16 protein-coding genes are annotated in these 16,092 nt (G+C 66.5%); 15 read left to right on the top strand and 1 reads right to left on the bottom strand.

From position 1 onward, the window contains the following. The 5 genes from mltG (at position 1) to API01S_RS20585 (ending at position 4,582) form a co-directional block, all read left to right on the top strand. Complete coding sequence (mltG, locus tag API01S_RS20605) at positions 1-1,143, top strand: endolytic transglycosylase MltG (RefSeq protein ID WP_061306034.1); 1,143 nt, start codon at positions 1-3, stop codon at positions 1,141-1,143. After that, positions 1,140-1,763 carry a dTMP kinase gene (tmk, locus tag API01S_RS20600; protein WP_061306033.1) on the top strand — a complete coding sequence of 208 codons (624 nt, stop codon included), beginning with the start codon at positions 1,140-1,142 and terminating at the stop codon, positions 1,761-1,763. Before mltG ends, tmk begins: the two co-directional genes overlap by 4 nt. Further along, positions 1,760-2,809, top strand: a complete 1,050-nt coding sequence (gene holB / locus API01S_RS20595; protein ID WP_061306032.1) for a DNA polymerase III subunit delta' — start codon at positions 1,760-1,762, stop codon at positions 2,807-2,809. The genes tmk and holB overlap by 4 nt, the downstream gene beginning before the upstream one ends. Positions 2,810-2,876: 67 nt before the next feature. Further along, entirely contained in the window at positions 2,877-3,647 is a 771-nt protein-coding gene (locus tag API01S_RS20590) for a TatD family hydrolase (RefSeq protein ID WP_061306031.1), read from the top strand. Positions 3,648-3,685: 38 nt separating this feature from the next. After that, positions 3,686-4,582, top strand: a complete 897-nt coding sequence (locus API01S_RS20585) for an ankyrin repeat domain-containing protein (RefSeq protein ID WP_061306030.1) — start codon at positions 3,686-3,688, stop codon at positions 4,580-4,582. A gap of 70 nt (positions 4,583-4,652) precedes the next feature. Here API01S_RS20585 and API01S_RS20580 read toward each other — a convergent pair whose 3' ends face one another. Continuing rightward, a complete protein-coding gene (locus API01S_RS20580) occupies positions 4,653-5,351 on the bottom strand; it encodes a GntR family transcriptional regulator (RefSeq protein WP_006219138.1) in 699 nt (232 codons plus the stop codon). A gap of 166 nt (positions 5,352-5,517) precedes the next feature. Here API01S_RS20580 and gabT point away from each other — a divergent pair, with 166 nt between their 5' ends. The 10 genes from gabT to API01S_RS20530 all read left to right on the top strand — a co-directional run bounded on the left by gabT (position 5,518) and on the right by API01S_RS20530 (position 16,020). Further along, complete coding sequence (gabT, locus tag API01S_RS20575; protein WP_061306029.1) at positions 5,518-6,876, top strand: 4-aminobutyrate--2-oxoglutarate transaminase; 1,359 nt, start codon at positions 5,518-5,520, stop codon at positions 6,874-6,876. Positions 6,877-6,886: 10 nt separating this feature from the next. Continuing rightward, a complete protein-coding gene (locus API01S_RS20570; protein ID WP_050729287.1) occupies positions 6,887-7,867 on the top strand; it encodes an aminopeptidase in 981 nt (326 codons plus the stop codon). Continuing rightward, positions 7,864-8,637: an enoyl-CoA hydratase/isomerase family protein gene (locus API01S_RS20565; RefSeq protein WP_061306028.1), complete on the top strand. Its 774-nt coding sequence runs from the start codon at positions 7,864-7,866 to the stop codon at positions 8,635-8,637. Before API01S_RS20570 ends, API01S_RS20565 begins: the two co-directional genes overlap by 4 nt. Before the next feature lie 28 nt (positions 8,638-8,665). Beyond that, positions 8,666-9,865 (top strand): CaiB/BaiF CoA transferase family protein, encoded by a 1,200-nt coding sequence (locus API01S_RS20560; protein WP_061306027.1) that lies wholly within the window; start codon positions 8,666-8,668, stop codon positions 9,863-9,865. Positions 9,866-9,985: 120 nt separating this feature from the next. Further along, on the top strand, positions 9,986-11,227 hold the full coding sequence (locus tag API01S_RS20555; protein ID WP_254598576.1) for an ABC transporter substrate-binding protein: 1,242 nt from the start codon (positions 9,986-9,988) through the stop codon (positions 11,225-11,227). 24 nt (positions 11,228-11,251) lie between these two features. Continuing rightward, positions 11,252-12,127: a branched-chain amino acid ABC transporter permease gene (locus API01S_RS20550; protein WP_061306025.1), complete on the top strand. Its 876-nt coding sequence runs from the start codon at positions 11,252-11,254 to the stop codon at positions 12,125-12,127. Positions 12,128-12,131: 4 nt separating this feature from the next. Further along, a complete protein-coding gene (locus API01S_RS20545) occupies positions 12,132-13,031 on the top strand; it encodes a branched-chain amino acid ABC transporter permease (RefSeq protein ID WP_061306024.1) in 900 nt (299 codons plus the stop codon). Next, positions 13,028-13,789, top strand: coding sequence for an ABC transporter ATP-binding protein (locus API01S_RS20540; RefSeq protein ID WP_006219146.1), 762 nt, complete (start codon positions 13,028-13,030; stop codon positions 13,787-13,789). Before API01S_RS20545 ends, API01S_RS20540 begins: the two co-directional genes overlap by 4 nt. Then, complete coding sequence (locus API01S_RS20535; RefSeq protein ID WP_006219147.1) at positions 13,786-14,517, top strand: ABC transporter ATP-binding protein; 732 nt, start codon at positions 13,786-13,788, stop codon at positions 14,515-14,517. Before API01S_RS20540 ends, API01S_RS20535 begins: the two co-directional genes overlap by 4 nt. 150 nt (positions 14,518-14,667) lie before the next feature. Further along, positions 14,668-16,020, top strand: coding sequence for an amidase (locus tag API01S_RS20530; protein ID WP_061306023.1), 1,353 nt, complete (start codon positions 14,668-14,670; stop codon positions 16,018-16,020). Positions 16,021-16,092 lie beyond the last annotated feature (72 nt).

The raw sequence follows: 16,092 nt of genomic DNA, 5'->3' as shown, positions 1-16,092 counted from the left end.
ATGAAGAAGCGACTCCGTTTTTACGTCTTGTGGTCATTCCTGCTTATCGTGATCGCCGCCGCCGCTGCGGTGGGCGCCGCCTGGAGCTGGATGCATCGGCCTATGCATCTGTCGGCGGACAGGATCGATTTCGTGGTGGATCCGGGCAGCAGCCCGCGCACCGTCGCGCGCGCGCTGAACGCGGTTGGCGTGCCCATCTGGGAGCCCGGGTTCGTCTGGATGGCGCGCCTGTCCGAACAGGACAAGCTGCTCAAGGCTGGCGGATATCAGGCCATCAATGGCGATACGCCGTGGAAGCTGCTGGAACGCATGGCGCGCGGCGATATGACCCAGCGCCAGATCACCTTTCTTGAGGGCTGGACGTTCCGCCAGATCCGCCAGGCGCTGCGCGAGAATCCCGACGTCAAGCAGACGCTGGGCGACGTCAGCGACGAAGAACTGATGGAGCGCCTGGGTTCCGACATCAAGCATCCCGAAGGGCTGTTCTTCCCGGACACCTACATATTCACGCCGGGCAGCACCGACTACGACCTGCTGCGCCGCGCCTATCAGGAAGGCCAGCGCATCCTGCAAGACACCTGGGCCAAGCGCCAGGCCGACCTGCCCGTCGCAACGCCTTACGAAGCGCTGGTGCTGGCGTCCATCATCGAAAAGGAAACGGGGCACGGGCCGGATCGCCGTCGCGTGTCTGGTGTGTTCACGAACCGCTTGAAGATCGGCATGCTGCTGCAAACGGACCCCACCGTGATCTACGGCATGGGTGAAAACTACCAAGGCCGCATCCGCAAGCGCGACCTGCAAACCGACACGCCCTGGAACACGTACACGCGGCCCGGCTTGCCGCCCACGCCCATCGCGGCGGCGGGGCGCGCGGCGCTGCTGGCGGCCGTGCAGCCCGAACAACACAAATACCTGTTCTTCGTGTCGCGCGGCAATGGCACCAGCGAATTCGCCGAGAATCTCTCTGGGCATAATCGCAACGTGTCGCGCTACATCCTGGGCCAGAGTGCGCGCCCCGCGCCCGCCCCGACGCCCGCTACACCCGCTACACCGGCCGCCACCGCGCCGGTCACCGCGCCCGGCGTGACGACCGATGCAGACCCGGATTCCGAACCTGACACCCCACAAGGACAAGACCAATGACCTCACGCGGACGCTTCATTACGCTTGAGGGCGTGGACGGTGCCGGCAAAAGCACGCATACCGACTGGATCGCGGACTTCCTGCGCAGCAACGGACGCGAAGTGGTGTCCACCCGCGAACCCGGCGGCACGCCCCTGGGCGAAAAGCTGCGCGCGCTGGTGCTGACCGATCAGATGGGCCTGGATACCGAAACCCTGCTGATGTTCGCGGCCCGCTGCGAACACGTGCGGCAGGTGATCGAGCCCGCCCTGGCGCGCGGCGCCTGGGTCGTGTGCGACCGCTACACCGATGCGACCTACGCATATCAGGGCGGCGGGCGCGAGCTGGGCGCGGAAAGGGTGGCAGTGCTTGAACGCTGGATGCACGCGGGGCAGCCCGACCGCACCTGGCTGTTCGACGTGCCGCTGGAAGTGGCGCGCGCCCGCCTTGCCGACGCCCGCGAGCCCGACCGCTTCGAGCGCGAAGGCGCCGCCTTCTTCGAACGCACCCGGACCGCGTACCACGCACGGGCCAAGGCCGATCCGGGCCGCATCCACATCATTGATTCCACCCAATCCATCGCCCAGATCCGCACGGAACTCGAAGCCGGCTTGCGGGCGCTGCTGGTCGACGCGTCATGAGCGCGCCCCAGTTCCTGCCCTGGCAGATGGAAACGGCGCGTGCCTGGCTGGGCAACCGCGACCGCTTCGCGCACGCCTGGCTGGTGCACGGGCTGGCCGGCATCGGCAAACTGGATTTTGCGATTGCCGCCGCCGCCAGCCTGCTCTGCGAAACGCCCGATAACGGCCTGGCGTGCGGGCATTGCGCGGCCTGCGCCTGGTTCGCCAGCGGTAACCATCCCGACCTGCGCCGGATCCGCCCCGAAGCCATCGCGGTAGAAGAGGGGGCGGACGCCGCCGAGGCCGCCGACGACGCGGAACCCGCCTCCGGCGCGGCCAAACGCGCGCCGTCCAAGGAAATCCGCATCGACCAGATCCGCGCGCTGGAATCCTGGTTCAACACCGCCACGCATCGGGGCGGATGGCGCGTGGCGCTGCTTTACCCGGCACACGCGCTGAACGTGGTGTCGTCCAACGCCTTGCTCAAGGTGCTGGAAGAACCCCCGCCGCATACCGTTTTCCTGCTGGTGGCGGACGCGCCCGACCGCCTGTTGCCCACGCTGGTGTCACGCTGCCGCCGTTTGCCGCTGCCCGCGCCGGACCCGGATACCGCGTTGCAGTGGCTGCGCGCACAAAACGTGGAGCCCGCGCGCGAATGGCTGGCCGCCGCCGGGGGCGCGCCATTGGCCGCGTTGCGGCTGGCGCAGGCGGGCGACACGCCTTGCCCGCCGTGGCTGTCGCAGCTGATCAACCCCTTGGCGCAAGGGCAGGCGCCCGATGTGGGCACGATGGCGGAAACGCTGGAAAAAGTGCCCGCCACCGAGTGGATCGACGCCTTGCAGCGCCTGTACACGGATCTGATGCTGGCCAGCGCCGGCGCGCCCGTGCGCTACTTTCCAGCCTTGGCAGCTGGCGTAGCCCAGGTGGCCGCGCGCATGAACACGGCCCGCGTGGCCGAGGCGGCGCGCTGGCTGACGCGGCAGCGGGCGCTGGCCACCCACCCCCTGAACGCCAAGCTGTTCGCGCACGCCACCCTGCAACGCGTGGTGCTATCCTGCCAGGCGTAAGTCTCTGATTCAGCGGCGTTTTGCCTGTCGCAGGCCAAGCGCCGCAATCACTTTATGTAGTCACATCATGTACGTCGATTCGCACTGTCATCTGAATTTTCCTGAACTGGCCGCCGATCTGCCGGCCATTCTTGAGCGCATGGCCGCCAACCAGGTCAGCCACGCGCTGGTGGTCAGCGTCAACATGCCCGAATGGCCGGGGCTGATGTCGCTGGTCGAACCGCAGCCCAACCTGTGGGCATCGGTGGGCGTGCATCCCGATTACGAAGACACCCCCGATCCCTCGCCCGAAGAGCTGGCGCGTTTGTCCCAGCATCCCAAGGTGGTCGCCATTGGCGAGACGGGCCTGGATTACTACCGTTTGTCCGAGCCGCTGGATTGGCAGCGCGAACGCTTTCGCCGCCATATCCGCGCCGCGCGCGATACGGGCCTGCCGCTGATCGTGCACACGCGTTCGTCCGCTGAGGACACCGTGCGCATGCTGAAGGAAGAAAAGGCGGCTGAAGTGGGCGGGGTGATGCACTGTTTCACCGAAACCTGGGAAGTGGCCCAGGCCGCGCTGGACCAGAATTTCTATATTTCGCTGTCGGGCATCGTCACGTTCAAGAATGCCCAGATCGTGCATGAAGTCGCTGCCAAGGTGCCGCTGGACCGCCTGCTGATCGAAACGGATTCGCCGTATCTGGCGCCCGTGCCGTATCGCGGCAAGCTCAACGATCCGTCCAAGGTGATCCACGTGGCCGAGAAGATCGCCGATCTGCGGGGCATCACGGTAGCGGAAGTGGCGAAGGCCTCTACGGATAATTTCTTCCGTCTTTTCAATAAGATAAATAAATAAGTTAAACCCAATTATTTAATGTGATTTCTAGGATAGCCATGACCGCCCACGTATCGACCGCCCGTCACGTCCTGTTGTCGCATTGCCGGGGAGCGCTGCTGGCGCTTGCCGTCGGATTGGCCGCGCCGCTGGCGCACGCCGCCAACCCGGGCGACTGGTGGGTCTATGTCGCCAATGACTATCCCGACGACGTCAAAGATCTGCTGGCTCACGGCTCCGATCCCAATGTGCGATACAAGAACGGCCAGCCTGCGTTGATGCGCGCGGTGGTCGATGGCGCCTGGAAGGTGTTCGACGTGATCGCCGCAGACAAGCGCACAGACGTGAATGCCGAGAATCCGGCGGGCGAGACGCCGCTGATGTATCTGGCGATTGCCGGCCAGACCGAGCGGGCGAAAAAGCTGATCGCGCGTGGAGCCGAAGTCAACCGCCTGGGTTGGACGCCGTTGCACTACGCGGCTTCCAAGGGGCAGATGGAAATGGCGCGCCTGCTGTTGTCCAAGAAGGCCATGGTCAATGCCCCGGCGCCAGGCGGCGAGACGCCGCTGATGATGGCGGCGCTGGGCGGCAGCAAGGAAATGGTGGATCTGCTGCTGAAAGCGGGCGCCGATGTGACGACGCGCGACCTGACAGGGCAAAGCGCGGCCGACTGGGCCCGCAATGGCAAGTCGGCGTCGCTGGCGACGGAACTGACGGCAATGGTGGCGAAGGCGGACGACGCCAAGCGCGCCCGCCGCGCCGCCAACCCGGCGCCCGAGGGCGCGGAAACGGCGCCGGCGCCCGAACAAGCCGCTGCCCCGGTGGCAACGCCCCAGGCGCAGCCTGCGCCGGCCGCAGCGTCGGCACCTGCAACCGCAGCACCGTCGGCAGCCCCCAACGTGGGCGGCGTGTCGGGTGTGCGGCTGAATAATTACGACACGCCGGCCTCGCCCTGAGGTCCGCAGACGCGGCGGGGCCGCTAGCCGGGGCTGGCCCGGCCCGCCACGCCGCCGATCACGTCACCGCTCAGATGACGTAGTTCTTGTAGCGCTCGATATATTCGCGGGCGCTGGCGTTCAATTCGCGCACGCAGCGCTCGGCTTCGTCGGCATCGCCGCGCACCATCGCGTCCAGCAGGGCGCGGTACTGCTTGATTCCCATCTCTGAACGGCCAGGCAGCAACGCCACCCGGCGCATCGACACGCGCGTGCGGTCGTAGATGCGTTCAATCATGTCGCTGAGGACGGGGTTGCCCGCCAGGTTTTTGACGTGATTGCGGAATTGTTCGATGGCGGCCACGTGGGCTTCGATGTCGCCATTTTTCAGGCTTTGTTCGAAGGGCTCGCCCAGCAGGGCCTGCATGGCTTCCCAATCGGCGGGCGTCGCATTGGCGATCGCCAGCCGCACGGCCAGCCCGTCCAGCGCCTCGCGCACCTGGTAGAGGCGGTACGTGGTCTCCATGTCTACCAGCGCGACGACCGCGCCTTTGTTGGGCACCCGTTCCACCAGCGCGCGGTCTTCCAGCGTGGCCAGCACCTCGCGCGCCTTGGCGCGCGGAATGTCGTAGGCGCGCGCCAGATCCTCTTCGGGTACGCGGGTACCCGGCAGCAAGGCTTGCGAGGCGATGCGTTCGCGCAGGTCAAGAATGACTTCGTGGGTCGAGGCCGCCTTGCGCTGTTCAGTCGTGACGGCGTCCGAGGGGGGATTGGCGCGTTTAGTGGGCATGTAGGCACCTGGATTGACTCGCGGCAAAGCATATCATTATTTTGAACTCAAGATTGTGCACAATCAAGAATGCTAAATTGTAAATCATCGTTGACACAATAAAACGCACAAGAATATAGTGGCCTCACTTCGTCGGCTTACCCACGCATCCAAGGAGCCCAGGGCAATGAAAGACGCCGTGCAGTTATCTCAACTTCCTGGCCCGCATTGCCAGGCCTATCTGCAGCGGCGCAATGCCGCCGTGGCGCTGGGCGTGGCCAACGGCCCGCCAGTCTTTGCGCAACGCGCCGGGGGCGCGACGCTGACGGACCTGGACGGCAATACCTTCATCGACTTCGCCGGCGGCATCGGCACCCTGAACGTGGGGCATGCCCATCCCGAGGTGGTCGCGGCGGTCCAGGCGCAGGCCGAACGCTATCTGCACACCTGCTTCAACATCGTCATGTACCCGGAATACATCGAATTGGCCGAAGCGCTGATCGACCTGGTGCCGGGCAATTGGCCCAAGAAGGCCATGTTGCAGACGACGGGCGCGGAAGCGGTGGAAAACGCCATCAAGGTGGCGCGCCGCGCGACGGGGCGGCAAGCGGTGGTCGCCTTCGAAAACGCCTTTCATGGCCGCACCTATATGGCGCTGTCCCTGACGGCGAAGGCCCCGGCCTACAAGACCGGCTTCGGCCCCTTTGCCGCCGAGGTCTACCGCGCGCCATTCCCCGTGCGCTATCGCTCGGGCTTGAACGAGGCCGAATGCGCCCAACAGGCGTTCGACGAATTTCGCCGGCTGGTCGAAACCGAGATCACGCCCGAGCAGCTGGCGGCGGTGATCATCGAGCCGATCCAGGGCGAGGGCGGTTTTCACGACGCGCCGCCGGCATTCCTGCAAGCGCTGCGCAAGTACTGCACGCAGCACGGCATCGTGCTGATCGCCGACGAGATCCAATCGGGCTTTTGCCGCACCGGGCAATGGTTCGCCACCGCGCATGCCGGTATCGAAGCCGACCTGTACACCTTGGCCAAGTCCATGGGCGGCGGCCTGCCCATCGCCGCGCTGGTGGGCCGGGCCGACCTGATGGATGCACCCAAGGTGGGCGGGTTGGGCGGCACCTATGGCGGCAACCCGCTGGCGTGCGCCGCCGCGCTGGCGACCATCGCGGTCATGCGTCGCGAAGACTATCCGGCGCGCGCCCGCGACGTCGGCGCCCGGGTGCGTGAACGCTTCGACGCCTGGGCGGGACGCTTCGGCATCGTGGGCGATGTGCGGGGGCTGGGCGCCATGGTGGCCTTTGAGGTGGTCAAGGACAAGCGCGGACACGAGCCGGCCGGCGACCTGGCGGCGCAGATCGTGCAGGCGGCCTACCAGGGCGGACTGATCCTGGTGAAGGCGGGCTTTTACGGCAACGTCATCCGTTTCCTGGCGCCCCTGTGCATTACCGACGATGAATTGGCGCGCGGGCTGGACATTCTTGAGCGTGCTGTCGCCGATGCCCAGCAAGCGGCCGACCACCACGCGCCGCACGCGGCATAAGGGGTATTGCATGCACACATTGCTGAAATTGAAGAACGCCCGCAAAGTCGTCAGCCAGCTGGGCGCGGCCCGTCCCGGCATGGAAGTGCTGGTGCTGTACGACCTGCACACGGACCACAATGTCGAGCCGCTGGCCATCGCCGTGGACGAGGCGGGCGCGGGATTGAACCTGCTGCAGATCGCCGGATCCACGCGCCATGGCCGCCAGTTTTCGCCCGTGGTCGCGCAGGCCATGCAGGCCGCGGACCTGGTGATTGCGCTGACCCGCGCCAATGCCGCCCACACGGATGCACGCCAGCAGGCGACCCGGGCCGGCGTGGGGGTCATCGTCCTACCGGAATCGCATCAGGCCGATTTCTTCCTGGCCGAGGGCTGGGAGGCCGACTTCGACGCGCTGCGTCCGCAGATCGAGGGCCTGGCCGATGCGCTGACACAGGCGAACACGGCCCGGGTCACGACCGCGCTGGGCACCGACGTCACGATGAGCATCGCCGGCCGCCAGGGCAGGGCGCTGCACGGTTTCGCCAATACGACCGATATTTCAGCCGGGTATTGCCTGGAATCCAGCCTGGCGCCGGTGGAAGGGACGGCCGAGGGGGTGATCGTAGTGAACGCCAGCATTCCCGGCGTATCGCTGATCCGCGATGAGCCGGTGCGCATCCATATCGAAAAAGGAATGGCCGTGGCGATCGAAGGCGGCGCGGTGGCCCGGCAGTTCCGCGACCTCTTGGCCAGCTTCAACGACCCGCTCGTCTACAACCTGGGTGAACTGGGCGTCGGCATGAACCCGCGCTGCCAACTGGATGGCACGATGCTGTCGGACGAGTCCGTCTACGGGTCGATTCAGCTGGCCCTGGGCACCAGCGCGTATATCGGCGGCACGGTCAAGGCGGCGGCGCATTACGACACCATCGTCACGGACGCCACGCTGGAGCTGGACGGCCGCGTGGTGCTGCAAGGCACCGATCTGCGGCTGGAGGGGCAGGCATGAGCATCGACCTCGCCCGCGAGCCCGACGGCGTGGCAACCGTGCTGATGAATCGTCCTGCCAAGCGCAACGCCTTCACCCTGGACATGTACCGGGATTTCGGTCGGATCATGGGCGAGCTGGATGCCGATGACGCGGTGCGCTGCGTCGTGCTGCGCGGCGCGGGCGGCGCGTTTTGCGCCGGCAGCGACATCGGGGGCTTTGCCGACGACCGCGACGGCCCGGCGCAGGCGGCGGAGTACGCCGCCTTCACGCTGGCGATGACGGACCGGCTCAAGCATCTGCGCCATCCGACGCTGGCCTGCATCGAAGGCGTGTGCGTGGGGGGCGGACTCGAATTGGCGGCCATGTGCGACATCCGGATCGCCGGACGCGGCAGCCGCTACGGCATCCCCGTCAATCGCATCGGCCTGACCGTTGACCACCAGGAATTGGCGGACCTGATTGCGGTCATCGGCGCCACGCATGCGCTGGAGATCCTCTTGGAAGGCCATGTTTTCGGCGCCGAGGAAGCCATGGCCAAAGGCCTGTTGAGCCGCGTGGTGGATGACGAGCAAGTTGTCGATCAGGCCTATGCCGCGGCCCGCCGCATCGCCGCCGCCGCGCCGCTGGTGAACCGCTGGCACAAGCGCTTCGTTGGCCAGTTGCGCGCAGGTCAAGCGCTGACCGACGCCGAACGCCGCGAAGCCTACGCCTGCTTTGGCACCGAAGATTACCGGCGCGGACGCGAGGCGTTCGCCCGCAAGCAGGTTCCCGAATTCACCGGCCGCTGACCGGCCATCGACCCGAGACGGATCCGACATGACTCAAGCTGCATCCCCCTTGGCCGGCATCAAGATCCTGGATCTGTCCCAGATCATGGCCGGCCCATATTGCACGATGGTGCTGGCCGACCTGGGCGCCGAGGTCATCAAGGTCGAAAAGACCGGCACCGGCGACGATTCCCGCGAGATGGGCCCCTACGTAAATGGGGAGTCCACCTGCTTTGCCCAGATCAACCGCAACAAGCAGGGCATTGCGCTGAACCTGAAGGACCCCGAGGCGCGCGAGGTGCTGTATGACTTGGCGCGCTGGGCAGACGTGGTCGTCGAGAACTACCGCGTGGGCGTGACCCGGTCGCTGGGCGTGGACTACGAGACGCTTTCGCGGATCAATCCGCGCCTGGTGTATTGCTCGATTTCCGGCTACGGCCAGTCCGGGCCTTATGCGGGCAAGGGCGGCTTCGATCTGGTGGCGCAAGGCATGAGCGGCATCATGAGCATGACGGGCGAGCCGGGCGGACGGCCGCTGAAGTCCGGCATCGCCATCTATGACGTGGGCGCGGGGCTGACGGCGGTCTACGCCATCCTGGCCGCCTGCATCCATCAGATGAAGACGGGCGAAGGCCAGCATATCGATATCGCCCTGGCCGAATGCGGTTTGCCCTGGTTCGTGTGGGAGGCCGCCGCGTACTTCGCCGACGGCACCGTGCCTGAAGGCACGGGCAGCCGCCACCGGGTGTCCGCGCCGTATCAGGCGTTCGGCACCCGCATGGGCTTCATCATGATTGGCGCGGCCAATCAACGCACCTGGGAACGCCTGTGCGCCGATGTGCTGGAGCGCCCCGAACTGATCACCGACCCGCGCTTCGTGACCAACTCCGACCGCCTGGCCAATATCGCCGAGCTCGAGCCCATTCTTGAAGCCGAGTTCGCTCGCGCGGACGCCTCGGAATGGATCGCGCGTTGCGAGCGGGCGTCGGTGCCTTGCGGGCCCATCAACGATTTTGGTCAAGCGATGCAAGATCCGCACTACCTGGCGCGCGGCATGGTGCAGGAACTGGAGCACCCCACGCTGGGCGCAATGAAGACCATCGGCATTCCCACCAAATTCTCGCGGACGCCGGGCGCCTTGCGCACCGCCGCGCCGCTGATGGGCCAACACACCGACGATGTGCTGCGGCGCTTCGGCGTGCCCGAAGACAGAATCGCGGGCATGCGCGCACGGGGAGTGATCGCCTAGCCCGGACACCCGCAACAGGCAGTACCGAAGTCGCATCCAAGCACCAAGGGGACGCCGGCGTGGCAAGCGCCGGCGGCTATTCGAAGTTGAACAACGATGTTCACGCCGCAAGGAACCTTCATGACGCAGCCTACTCATCTATCCCGACGCGATTTCCTCGCCGCCAGCGCCGCGCTGGCCACCGCAGGCGCGATGCCCGGCCTGGCCTGGGCGCAGGCCCAGGCAGCCCCGCCGTTTCGGCTGGGCGCGCTCAATTCCATCACGGGCGTCGGCGGGCCATACGGCCCCGCGATGCTGGAGGCCATCAAGATCGCCATTGCGGAAGTCAATGCCGCGGGCGGCGCGGCGGGCCGGCAGATACAGCTGTACGCCGAAGACGACCAGACCAAGCCCGATGCGGCCGTGTTGGCGGTGAAAAAGCTGATCGAGATCAACAAGGTCGAAGCGGTGGTGGGCATCTGGCCATCGTCGGTGGGGCTGGCCGCCATGCCGATCACCAACGCGGCGGGGCTCATCACCATGAACACCTGCGGCGCGCCCGAGATGTTGACGGAGAACAAGCAGGGGCTGGCGTGGATGTTCCAGGCGTCCAATGCCGTCTTCGGCCGCGCGTTCGCCGAAGTGGCGCGCCAGCGCGGCTTCAAGCGGCCGGCGGTGATGGCATTCAACAATTCCACCTTTGTCGGGCAGGCCAACTACTTTCGGGATGCGTGGCGGGAGAAGGGCGGCGACGTCAGCGCGTTCACGGTCTACGAGCCTAACCAGACCAGCTACCGCACCGAACTGAACAAGGTGCTGGCGTCCAAGCCCGATGTGATTTCACTGAGCGCCTACCGGCCCGACGCCACCATCATCCTGAAGGAATGGTTCCAGACCGGGCAGGACTGCAAATTCATCATGCCGGGCTGGACCGCCAATGAAGACCTGGTCAAGGCGCTGGGCAAAGAGGCGACGGAAGGGATCATTTCGATCTCGAACGTCGCCGCGCACGAACATGCCGCGTACAAGCGCTTCGCCACCGAATTCCGCAAGCGCACGAAGCGCGAGCCGGACATTTTCGCGTCCCAGTCCTATGACATGGTGATCACGCTGGCGCTGGCCATCGAGGCGGCGGGCGCCCAGGCGGACGTCGCGGCCATCAACGGCAAGATCCGCGCGGTGACGGCGGAAGGCGGCGGCGAGAAAGTCAGCGGCTTCGCCCAGGGGCAAGCGTTGTTGCGCGCCGGCAAGCCGGTGGACTACGACGGTGCATCGTCGCGGCTGGACTTCGGCAAACAAGGCGAGACCGTGCCCGATTTCGGCGTGTTCGACATCCGCGACGGCAAGCTGGTGCTTAACGAAGTCATCGCCGGCAAGGTCTGACGGACATTCCAAGGGGAACATAAGATGGATGCAATCACCGTCATCAACGCCGGCATCAACGGCGTTGTGATCGGGATGCTGCTGGCCTTGCCGGCACTGGCGATTACGCTGGTGTTCGGCATCGCCCGCTTTCCCAACGCCGCCAGCGGCGACTACATGACGCTGGGAGCCTATGCGGCCGTTTTCACCCAGGCGCTGGCTGGCGGGTCCATGCTGGCGGGCGGCCTGGCCGCTGTCGCGGCGACCACCGCCGTCAGCCTTTTCTTTTATGCCTGGGTGTTCCGGCCGCTGGAGTCTCGCTCCAACGTGTCGCGGCTGATCGCCTCGATCGGCGTCGCGTTCGCCTTGCGCAGCACGATCACCTTCTTCGCCGGGCAAGACCAATACACCTTCGACCTGCCGCTGACCCGGGCGTGGAATTTCGGCGGCGTGCGGATCCTGCCCACCGACGTCTACATCGTGGGCATCGCCGTGGCGGCCTTGGCGCTGGTCTTTGCCTTGATGCACATGACGCCCACCGGGCGGCGCATGCGGGCCGTGGCCGACAACCCGGAACTGGCGGCGGCCAGCGGCATTCGCGGGCGACGCGTCATGGTCACGCTGTGGAGCATCGCCGGGGCCTACTGCGGCCTGGGCGGCGTGCTGCTGGGGGTAAAAGCGGTGGTGATTCCCGAGCTGGGCTGGGAATTGCTGATGCCCATGTTCGCGGCGGTGATCCTGGGCGGGATCGGCAATCCGGTGGGCGCCATCGTCGGGATCATGGTGTTCAGCATTGCGCAGGAGGTTGCCAGCCTGGTGGTGGGGCCGGCCTACAAGATCGTCTTCGCGTTCGCGGTGCTGCTGTGCGTGCTGCTGCTGCGTCCCCAGGGTATTTTCGGCCGGCCGATGGCGGCGAGGTGACATCATGGAAGCCTATCTGATTGCAATCGCCATCGGGATCCTGATCTACATGCTGCTGGCCTTCGGCCTGTCGCTGCACTACGGGTTCACCGGCTTGATCAACTTCGGCCATGTCGGCTTTTTCGCGATCGGCGCATACACGTCGGCGCTGCTGTCGCTCAAAGGCGTGCCGGTGCCCGTGTCCATGGTGGCGGCCGCCGCGTTCGCGGCCTTGGCGGCCTATCCGCTGGGCATGATCGCGTTGCGGCTGGGCAGCGACTACCTGGCCATCGTGACCCTGGGTTTCTCGGAATCCGTGCGCATGATCCTGCAGACCGAGGAATGGCTGACGCGCGGAATGCACGGCCTGCCAGGCATCCCGCGGCTGTTCGCCGGCTGGGCGTCGCCGCAAACCGTGGACCTGTGGATCATGGTGGTGCTGCTTGCCGTGAATGCGGGCGCGTTGCTGCTGATCCATCTGGTGATCCGCAGCCCCTTTGGCCGCGTCATCGAAGCGGTGCGCGACAACGAAGTCGCCGTTCGCGCCCTGGGCAAGGATCCGGCCAAGTTCAAGACGCGGTCGCTGATGCTGGGGGCGGGGCTGGCCGGGCTGGCTGGCGCGTTCCAGGCGCACTACCTGACCTTCATCAGCCCCGAGCAGTTCGTACCGCTGATCACCTTCTATATCTGGATCGCCATCATCCTGGGCGGCGTCGGACGCCTGAGCGGGGTCGTGGCCGGCACGGTGCTGCTGGTCGGTTTCCTGGAAGGCTCGCGCTTCGTGCGGGACTTCGTAGGAGGCATCTCGGAAGTGCAGATGGCCAGCGTACGGATCGGCATCATCGGCATCGCGCTCATCTGTGTGGTGCTGTATCGGCCGCAGGGCCTGTTTGGCAATACCTCGACTCGCAGGAGAAAGGCATGACGCTGCTTTCCATCACGGGCCTGAGCGCCAGCTTCGGCGGCTTCAAGGCGCTGGACGACGTCACGGTCGAAGTCCGCAAGGGCGAGCTGGTCGGGGTGATCGGCACCAACGGCGCGGGCAAGAGCACGCTGTTCTCAGTGGTCACGGGATACATCCCGCCGACCTCGGGGTGCGTGCGCTTCGCCGACGAGGACATTACCGGCGTGGCCGTGCATCAACGCGTGCGCCGGGGCCTGGCGCGCACGTTCCAGGTGCCGCGCGAGTTCAGCCAGTTGACCGTGTTCGACAACATGATGGCGGCCGCGCCCGACCAGCGCGGTGAAAAGCTGGCGGCGCTGGTCTTCGCGCGCGGCGAAGTCGCCCGTGAAGAGGCGCGCAACGCGGAACGCGTGCATGAGCTGCTGGCGTTCCTGAACCTGTCGCGGGTGGCGGATGAGCCGGCCGGCAAGCTGTCGGGCGGCCAGAAAAAGCTGTTGGAACTGGGCCGGCTGCTGATGCTGGAGCCGCGCTGCATCTTGCTTGATGAGCCCTTTGCCGGCGTGAACCCCGTGCTGATCGAGGAGCTGTCGGCGCGCATCGTGGAACTGAACCAGCGCGGCCTGACGGTCGCAATCATCGAACACAACCTGGACGAGCTGGCGCGGATCGTGCCCCGCATGTATGTGATGGATCGGGGGCGGGTCATCGCGGAGGGCGCGCCTGAAGCGGTGCTGGCCAACGAGAGCGTGCGCGAAGCCTACATGGGAGGGGTGATATGAGTCTGCTCGTCATGAACGGCTTGTCCGGCGGCTATGCCGAAGTGGACATCGTCAGCGGCATCGACATGACCGTTGCGGCCAACGAGATCGTCACCATCGCCGGCACCAACGGCGCGGGCAAGTCCACGCTGGTCAAGGCGGTGATGGGGCTGTTGCCGCGCATCGCCGGCACGATGGCGTTCGACGGCCGGGACCTGCTGGCGCTGCCCGTCGAGGAACGCGTGCGCATCGGCATCTCGTATGTGCCCCAGGTGCGCAATGTGTTCGGCGCGCTGACCGTGCTGGAGAACCTTCAGGTGGTGGAGCACGTGCAAGGGCGCGATCAGCGTATCCGGGACATGTTCGACCTGTTCCCGGCCCTGGCCGGACGCCGCAGGACACACGCTGAAAACCTGTCGGGCGGCGAGCGTCAGCAACTGGCTTTCGCGCGGGCGCTGATGTCTTCGCCCCGCCTGATGGTGCTGGATGAGCCCTCGGCTGCCTTGTCACCGGCGCTGACCGAGCAGGTGTTCGCCGAGGTGCGCCGATTGCCGCAGATCGGCGTGGCCGTGCTGATGGTGGAGCAGCGCGCGCGCCAGGCGCTCGCGTTCAGCGACCGGGGCTACATCCTGGACTCGGGCCGGATCGTGCTGACCGACACCGGGCAGGCGCTGCTGGCCAATCAGCACATGAGCGATCTGTACATCGGGCGGGGCGGCCATTCGTCTGGCGAGCGCCCGTCTGCTTGAGGGCGGCGCTGCCTCGGTCCCCGACTCTTCCCGAGGGCAGGCCCTGGCCGGCAACCCCTTCCGACGGCGGCGCTGCCCTGTTTCGTAATCCTGTCCGAGGGCGGAGCTGTCTCAGCCCGCGACCCTGTCTCTTCATCCTGGAGCCGTACCTTGCCTACTTCCGACACGATTGACCGCCCGGCGTCCGCCGTGCGCCGCCCCGCGCCCGACGCCATCGCCGCCTTGACCGCGACCGAGGGCTTGGCGGCGCTTGCGCAGGGCAGCCTGACTTGCGAGGCCTGGGCGCGCGCCTGCCTGGACCGGATCGAGGAGCGCAACGCCGACGTCAAAGCCTGGGTGCGCGTCGATGCCGACGGCGCGCTGGCGCGGGCCCGCGAATGGGACCGCCATGGCCGACGGCGCTTGCTGGACGGGGTGCCGCTGGGCATCAAAGACACCATCGACACCGCCGACATGCCCACGGAACTGGGCGACCCCGAGATTTTTCCTGGCCGCCAGCCCGACGCGGACGCACCGGTCGTGACGCAGGCGCATGCGCTGGGCTTTAACGTCCTGGGCAAGAACACGGTATCGCGGCACGCCATCATGCTGCCCGGACCCGCTCGCAATCCGCACGATTTGAGCCGTACTCCCGCCGCATCCTCCGCAGGTTCGGCCGCCGCCGTCGCCGACTTCATGACGCCGCTGTCCATCGGCACGCAGACCGCGGGGTCCATCCTGCGGCCATCCGCCTTTTGCGGCGCGGTGGGGTTCAAGCCCACGCTGGATGCGATTCCGTACGTCGGCATCCGGCGTTATTCACGTGTGCTGGACGTGATCGGCCCGATCGCGCGCAGCGTGGACGACGCGGCGCTGTTCATGCGCGCCTTCACGGGAGACCCGCGTTACGACGCCACGCTGCCGCTGCGGACCGATTTCCGGGCGGGCGTGTGGCGACCCAAGGACTGGGCCGACGCCGAACCCTGCATGCGAGAGAGCTTCGAGGCGAATCTGCGGGCCTTGTCCACGGCGGGCGTGACGGTGAAGGAATTGGCCATGCCCGCAGCGTTCGACACGATGGGCGAGGCGCAGGACGTCATCATGGCCTACGATCTGGCTCGCGAGTATGCGGCGATCAAGCGCGATCACGCCGCGTTGTGCGATCCGGGGCTGATCGACTACCTGACGATGGGCGAGGGGGTGTCGGCCGCCGACTATGCCGGCGCCCTGGACGCGGCCGATGCTTGCCGCCGTGCCTTTTATGACGCGGCGCGCGAGGTCGACGCCGTCGTCATGCCGTCCACGCTGGGCGAAGCGCCGCCTGCCAGCAGCACCGGCAGCTCGGCGTTCATCCGCATCTGGTCGCTTTTGCACAATCCGTCGATCACGTTGCCGGTGGCGCGCGGGCCACACGGCCTGCCGCTGGGATTCCAGATGGTCGGCTTCGTCAAGGAGGACGCGCGGCTGCTGTACTGGGCCCGCTGTGCCGAACGCATCCTGGGGTCGACCGCCAATCGGGTCTGAGCGCGGCTCGGGCCGCGACCGGATATCGTCCGACGCCGTTCGCCGGTAATGTCGGACGGTTTGGCGCCTTCG

This window comes from Achromobacter piechaudii NBRC 102461 (genome assembly GCF_001571245.1).
Taxonomy (GTDB): Bacteria; Pseudomonadota; Gammaproteobacteria; order Burkholderiales; family Burkholderiaceae_B; genus Achromobacter; species Achromobacter piechaudii.
Note: the sequence above shows the minus strand (reverse complement) of the source record. Positions and strands in the feature narration are given on the sequence as shown.

Coding starts and splice junctions, on each gene's coding strand:
- mltG (WP_061306034.1), top strand. CDS start 1: ATGAAGAAGCGACTCCGTTTTTACGTCTTGTGGTCATTCCTGCTTATC.
- tmk (WP_061306033.1), top strand. CDS start 1,140: ATGACCTCACGCGGACGCTTCATTACGCTTGAGGGCGTGGACGGTGCC.
- holB (WP_061306032.1), top strand. CDS start 1,760: ATGAGCGCGCCCCAGTTCCTGCCCTGGCAGATGGAAACGGCGCGTGCC.
- API01S_RS20590 (WP_061306031.1), top strand. CDS start 2,877: ATGTACGTCGATTCGCACTGTCATCTGAATTTTCCTGAACTGGCCGCC.
- API01S_RS20585 (WP_061306030.1), top strand. CDS start 3,686: ATGACCGCCCACGTATCGACCGCCCGTCACGTCCTGTTGTCGCATTGC.
- API01S_RS20580 (WP_006219138.1), bottom strand. CDS start 5,351: ATGCCCACTAAACGCGCCAATCCCCCCTCGGACGCCGTCACGACTGAA.
- gabT (WP_061306029.1), top strand. CDS start 5,518: ATGAAAGACGCCGTGCAGTTATCTCAACTTCCTGGCCCGCATTGCCAG.
- API01S_RS20570 (WP_050729287.1), top strand. CDS start 6,887: ATGCACACATTGCTGAAATTGAAGAACGCCCGCAAAGTCGTCAGCCAG.
- API01S_RS20565 (WP_061306028.1), top strand. CDS start 7,864: ATGAGCATCGACCTCGCCCGCGAGCCCGACGGCGTGGCAACCGTGCTG.
- API01S_RS20560 (WP_061306027.1), top strand. CDS start 8,666: ATGACTCAAGCTGCATCCCCCTTGGCCGGCATCAAGATCCTGGATCTG.
- API01S_RS20555 (WP_254598576.1), top strand. CDS start 9,986: ATGACGCAGCCTACTCATCTATCCCGACGCGATTTCCTCGCCGCCAGC.
- API01S_RS20550 (WP_061306025.1), top strand. CDS start 11,252: ATGGATGCAATCACCGTCATCAACGCCGGCATCAACGGCGTTGTGATC.
- API01S_RS20545 (WP_061306024.1), top strand. CDS start 12,132: ATGGAAGCCTATCTGATTGCAATCGCCATCGGGATCCTGATCTACATG.
- API01S_RS20540 (WP_006219146.1), top strand. CDS start 13,028: ATGACGCTGCTTTCCATCACGGGCCTGAGCGCCAGCTTCGGCGGCTTC.
- API01S_RS20535 (WP_006219147.1), top strand. CDS start 13,786: ATGAGTCTGCTCGTCATGAACGGCTTGTCCGGCGGCTATGCCGAAGTG.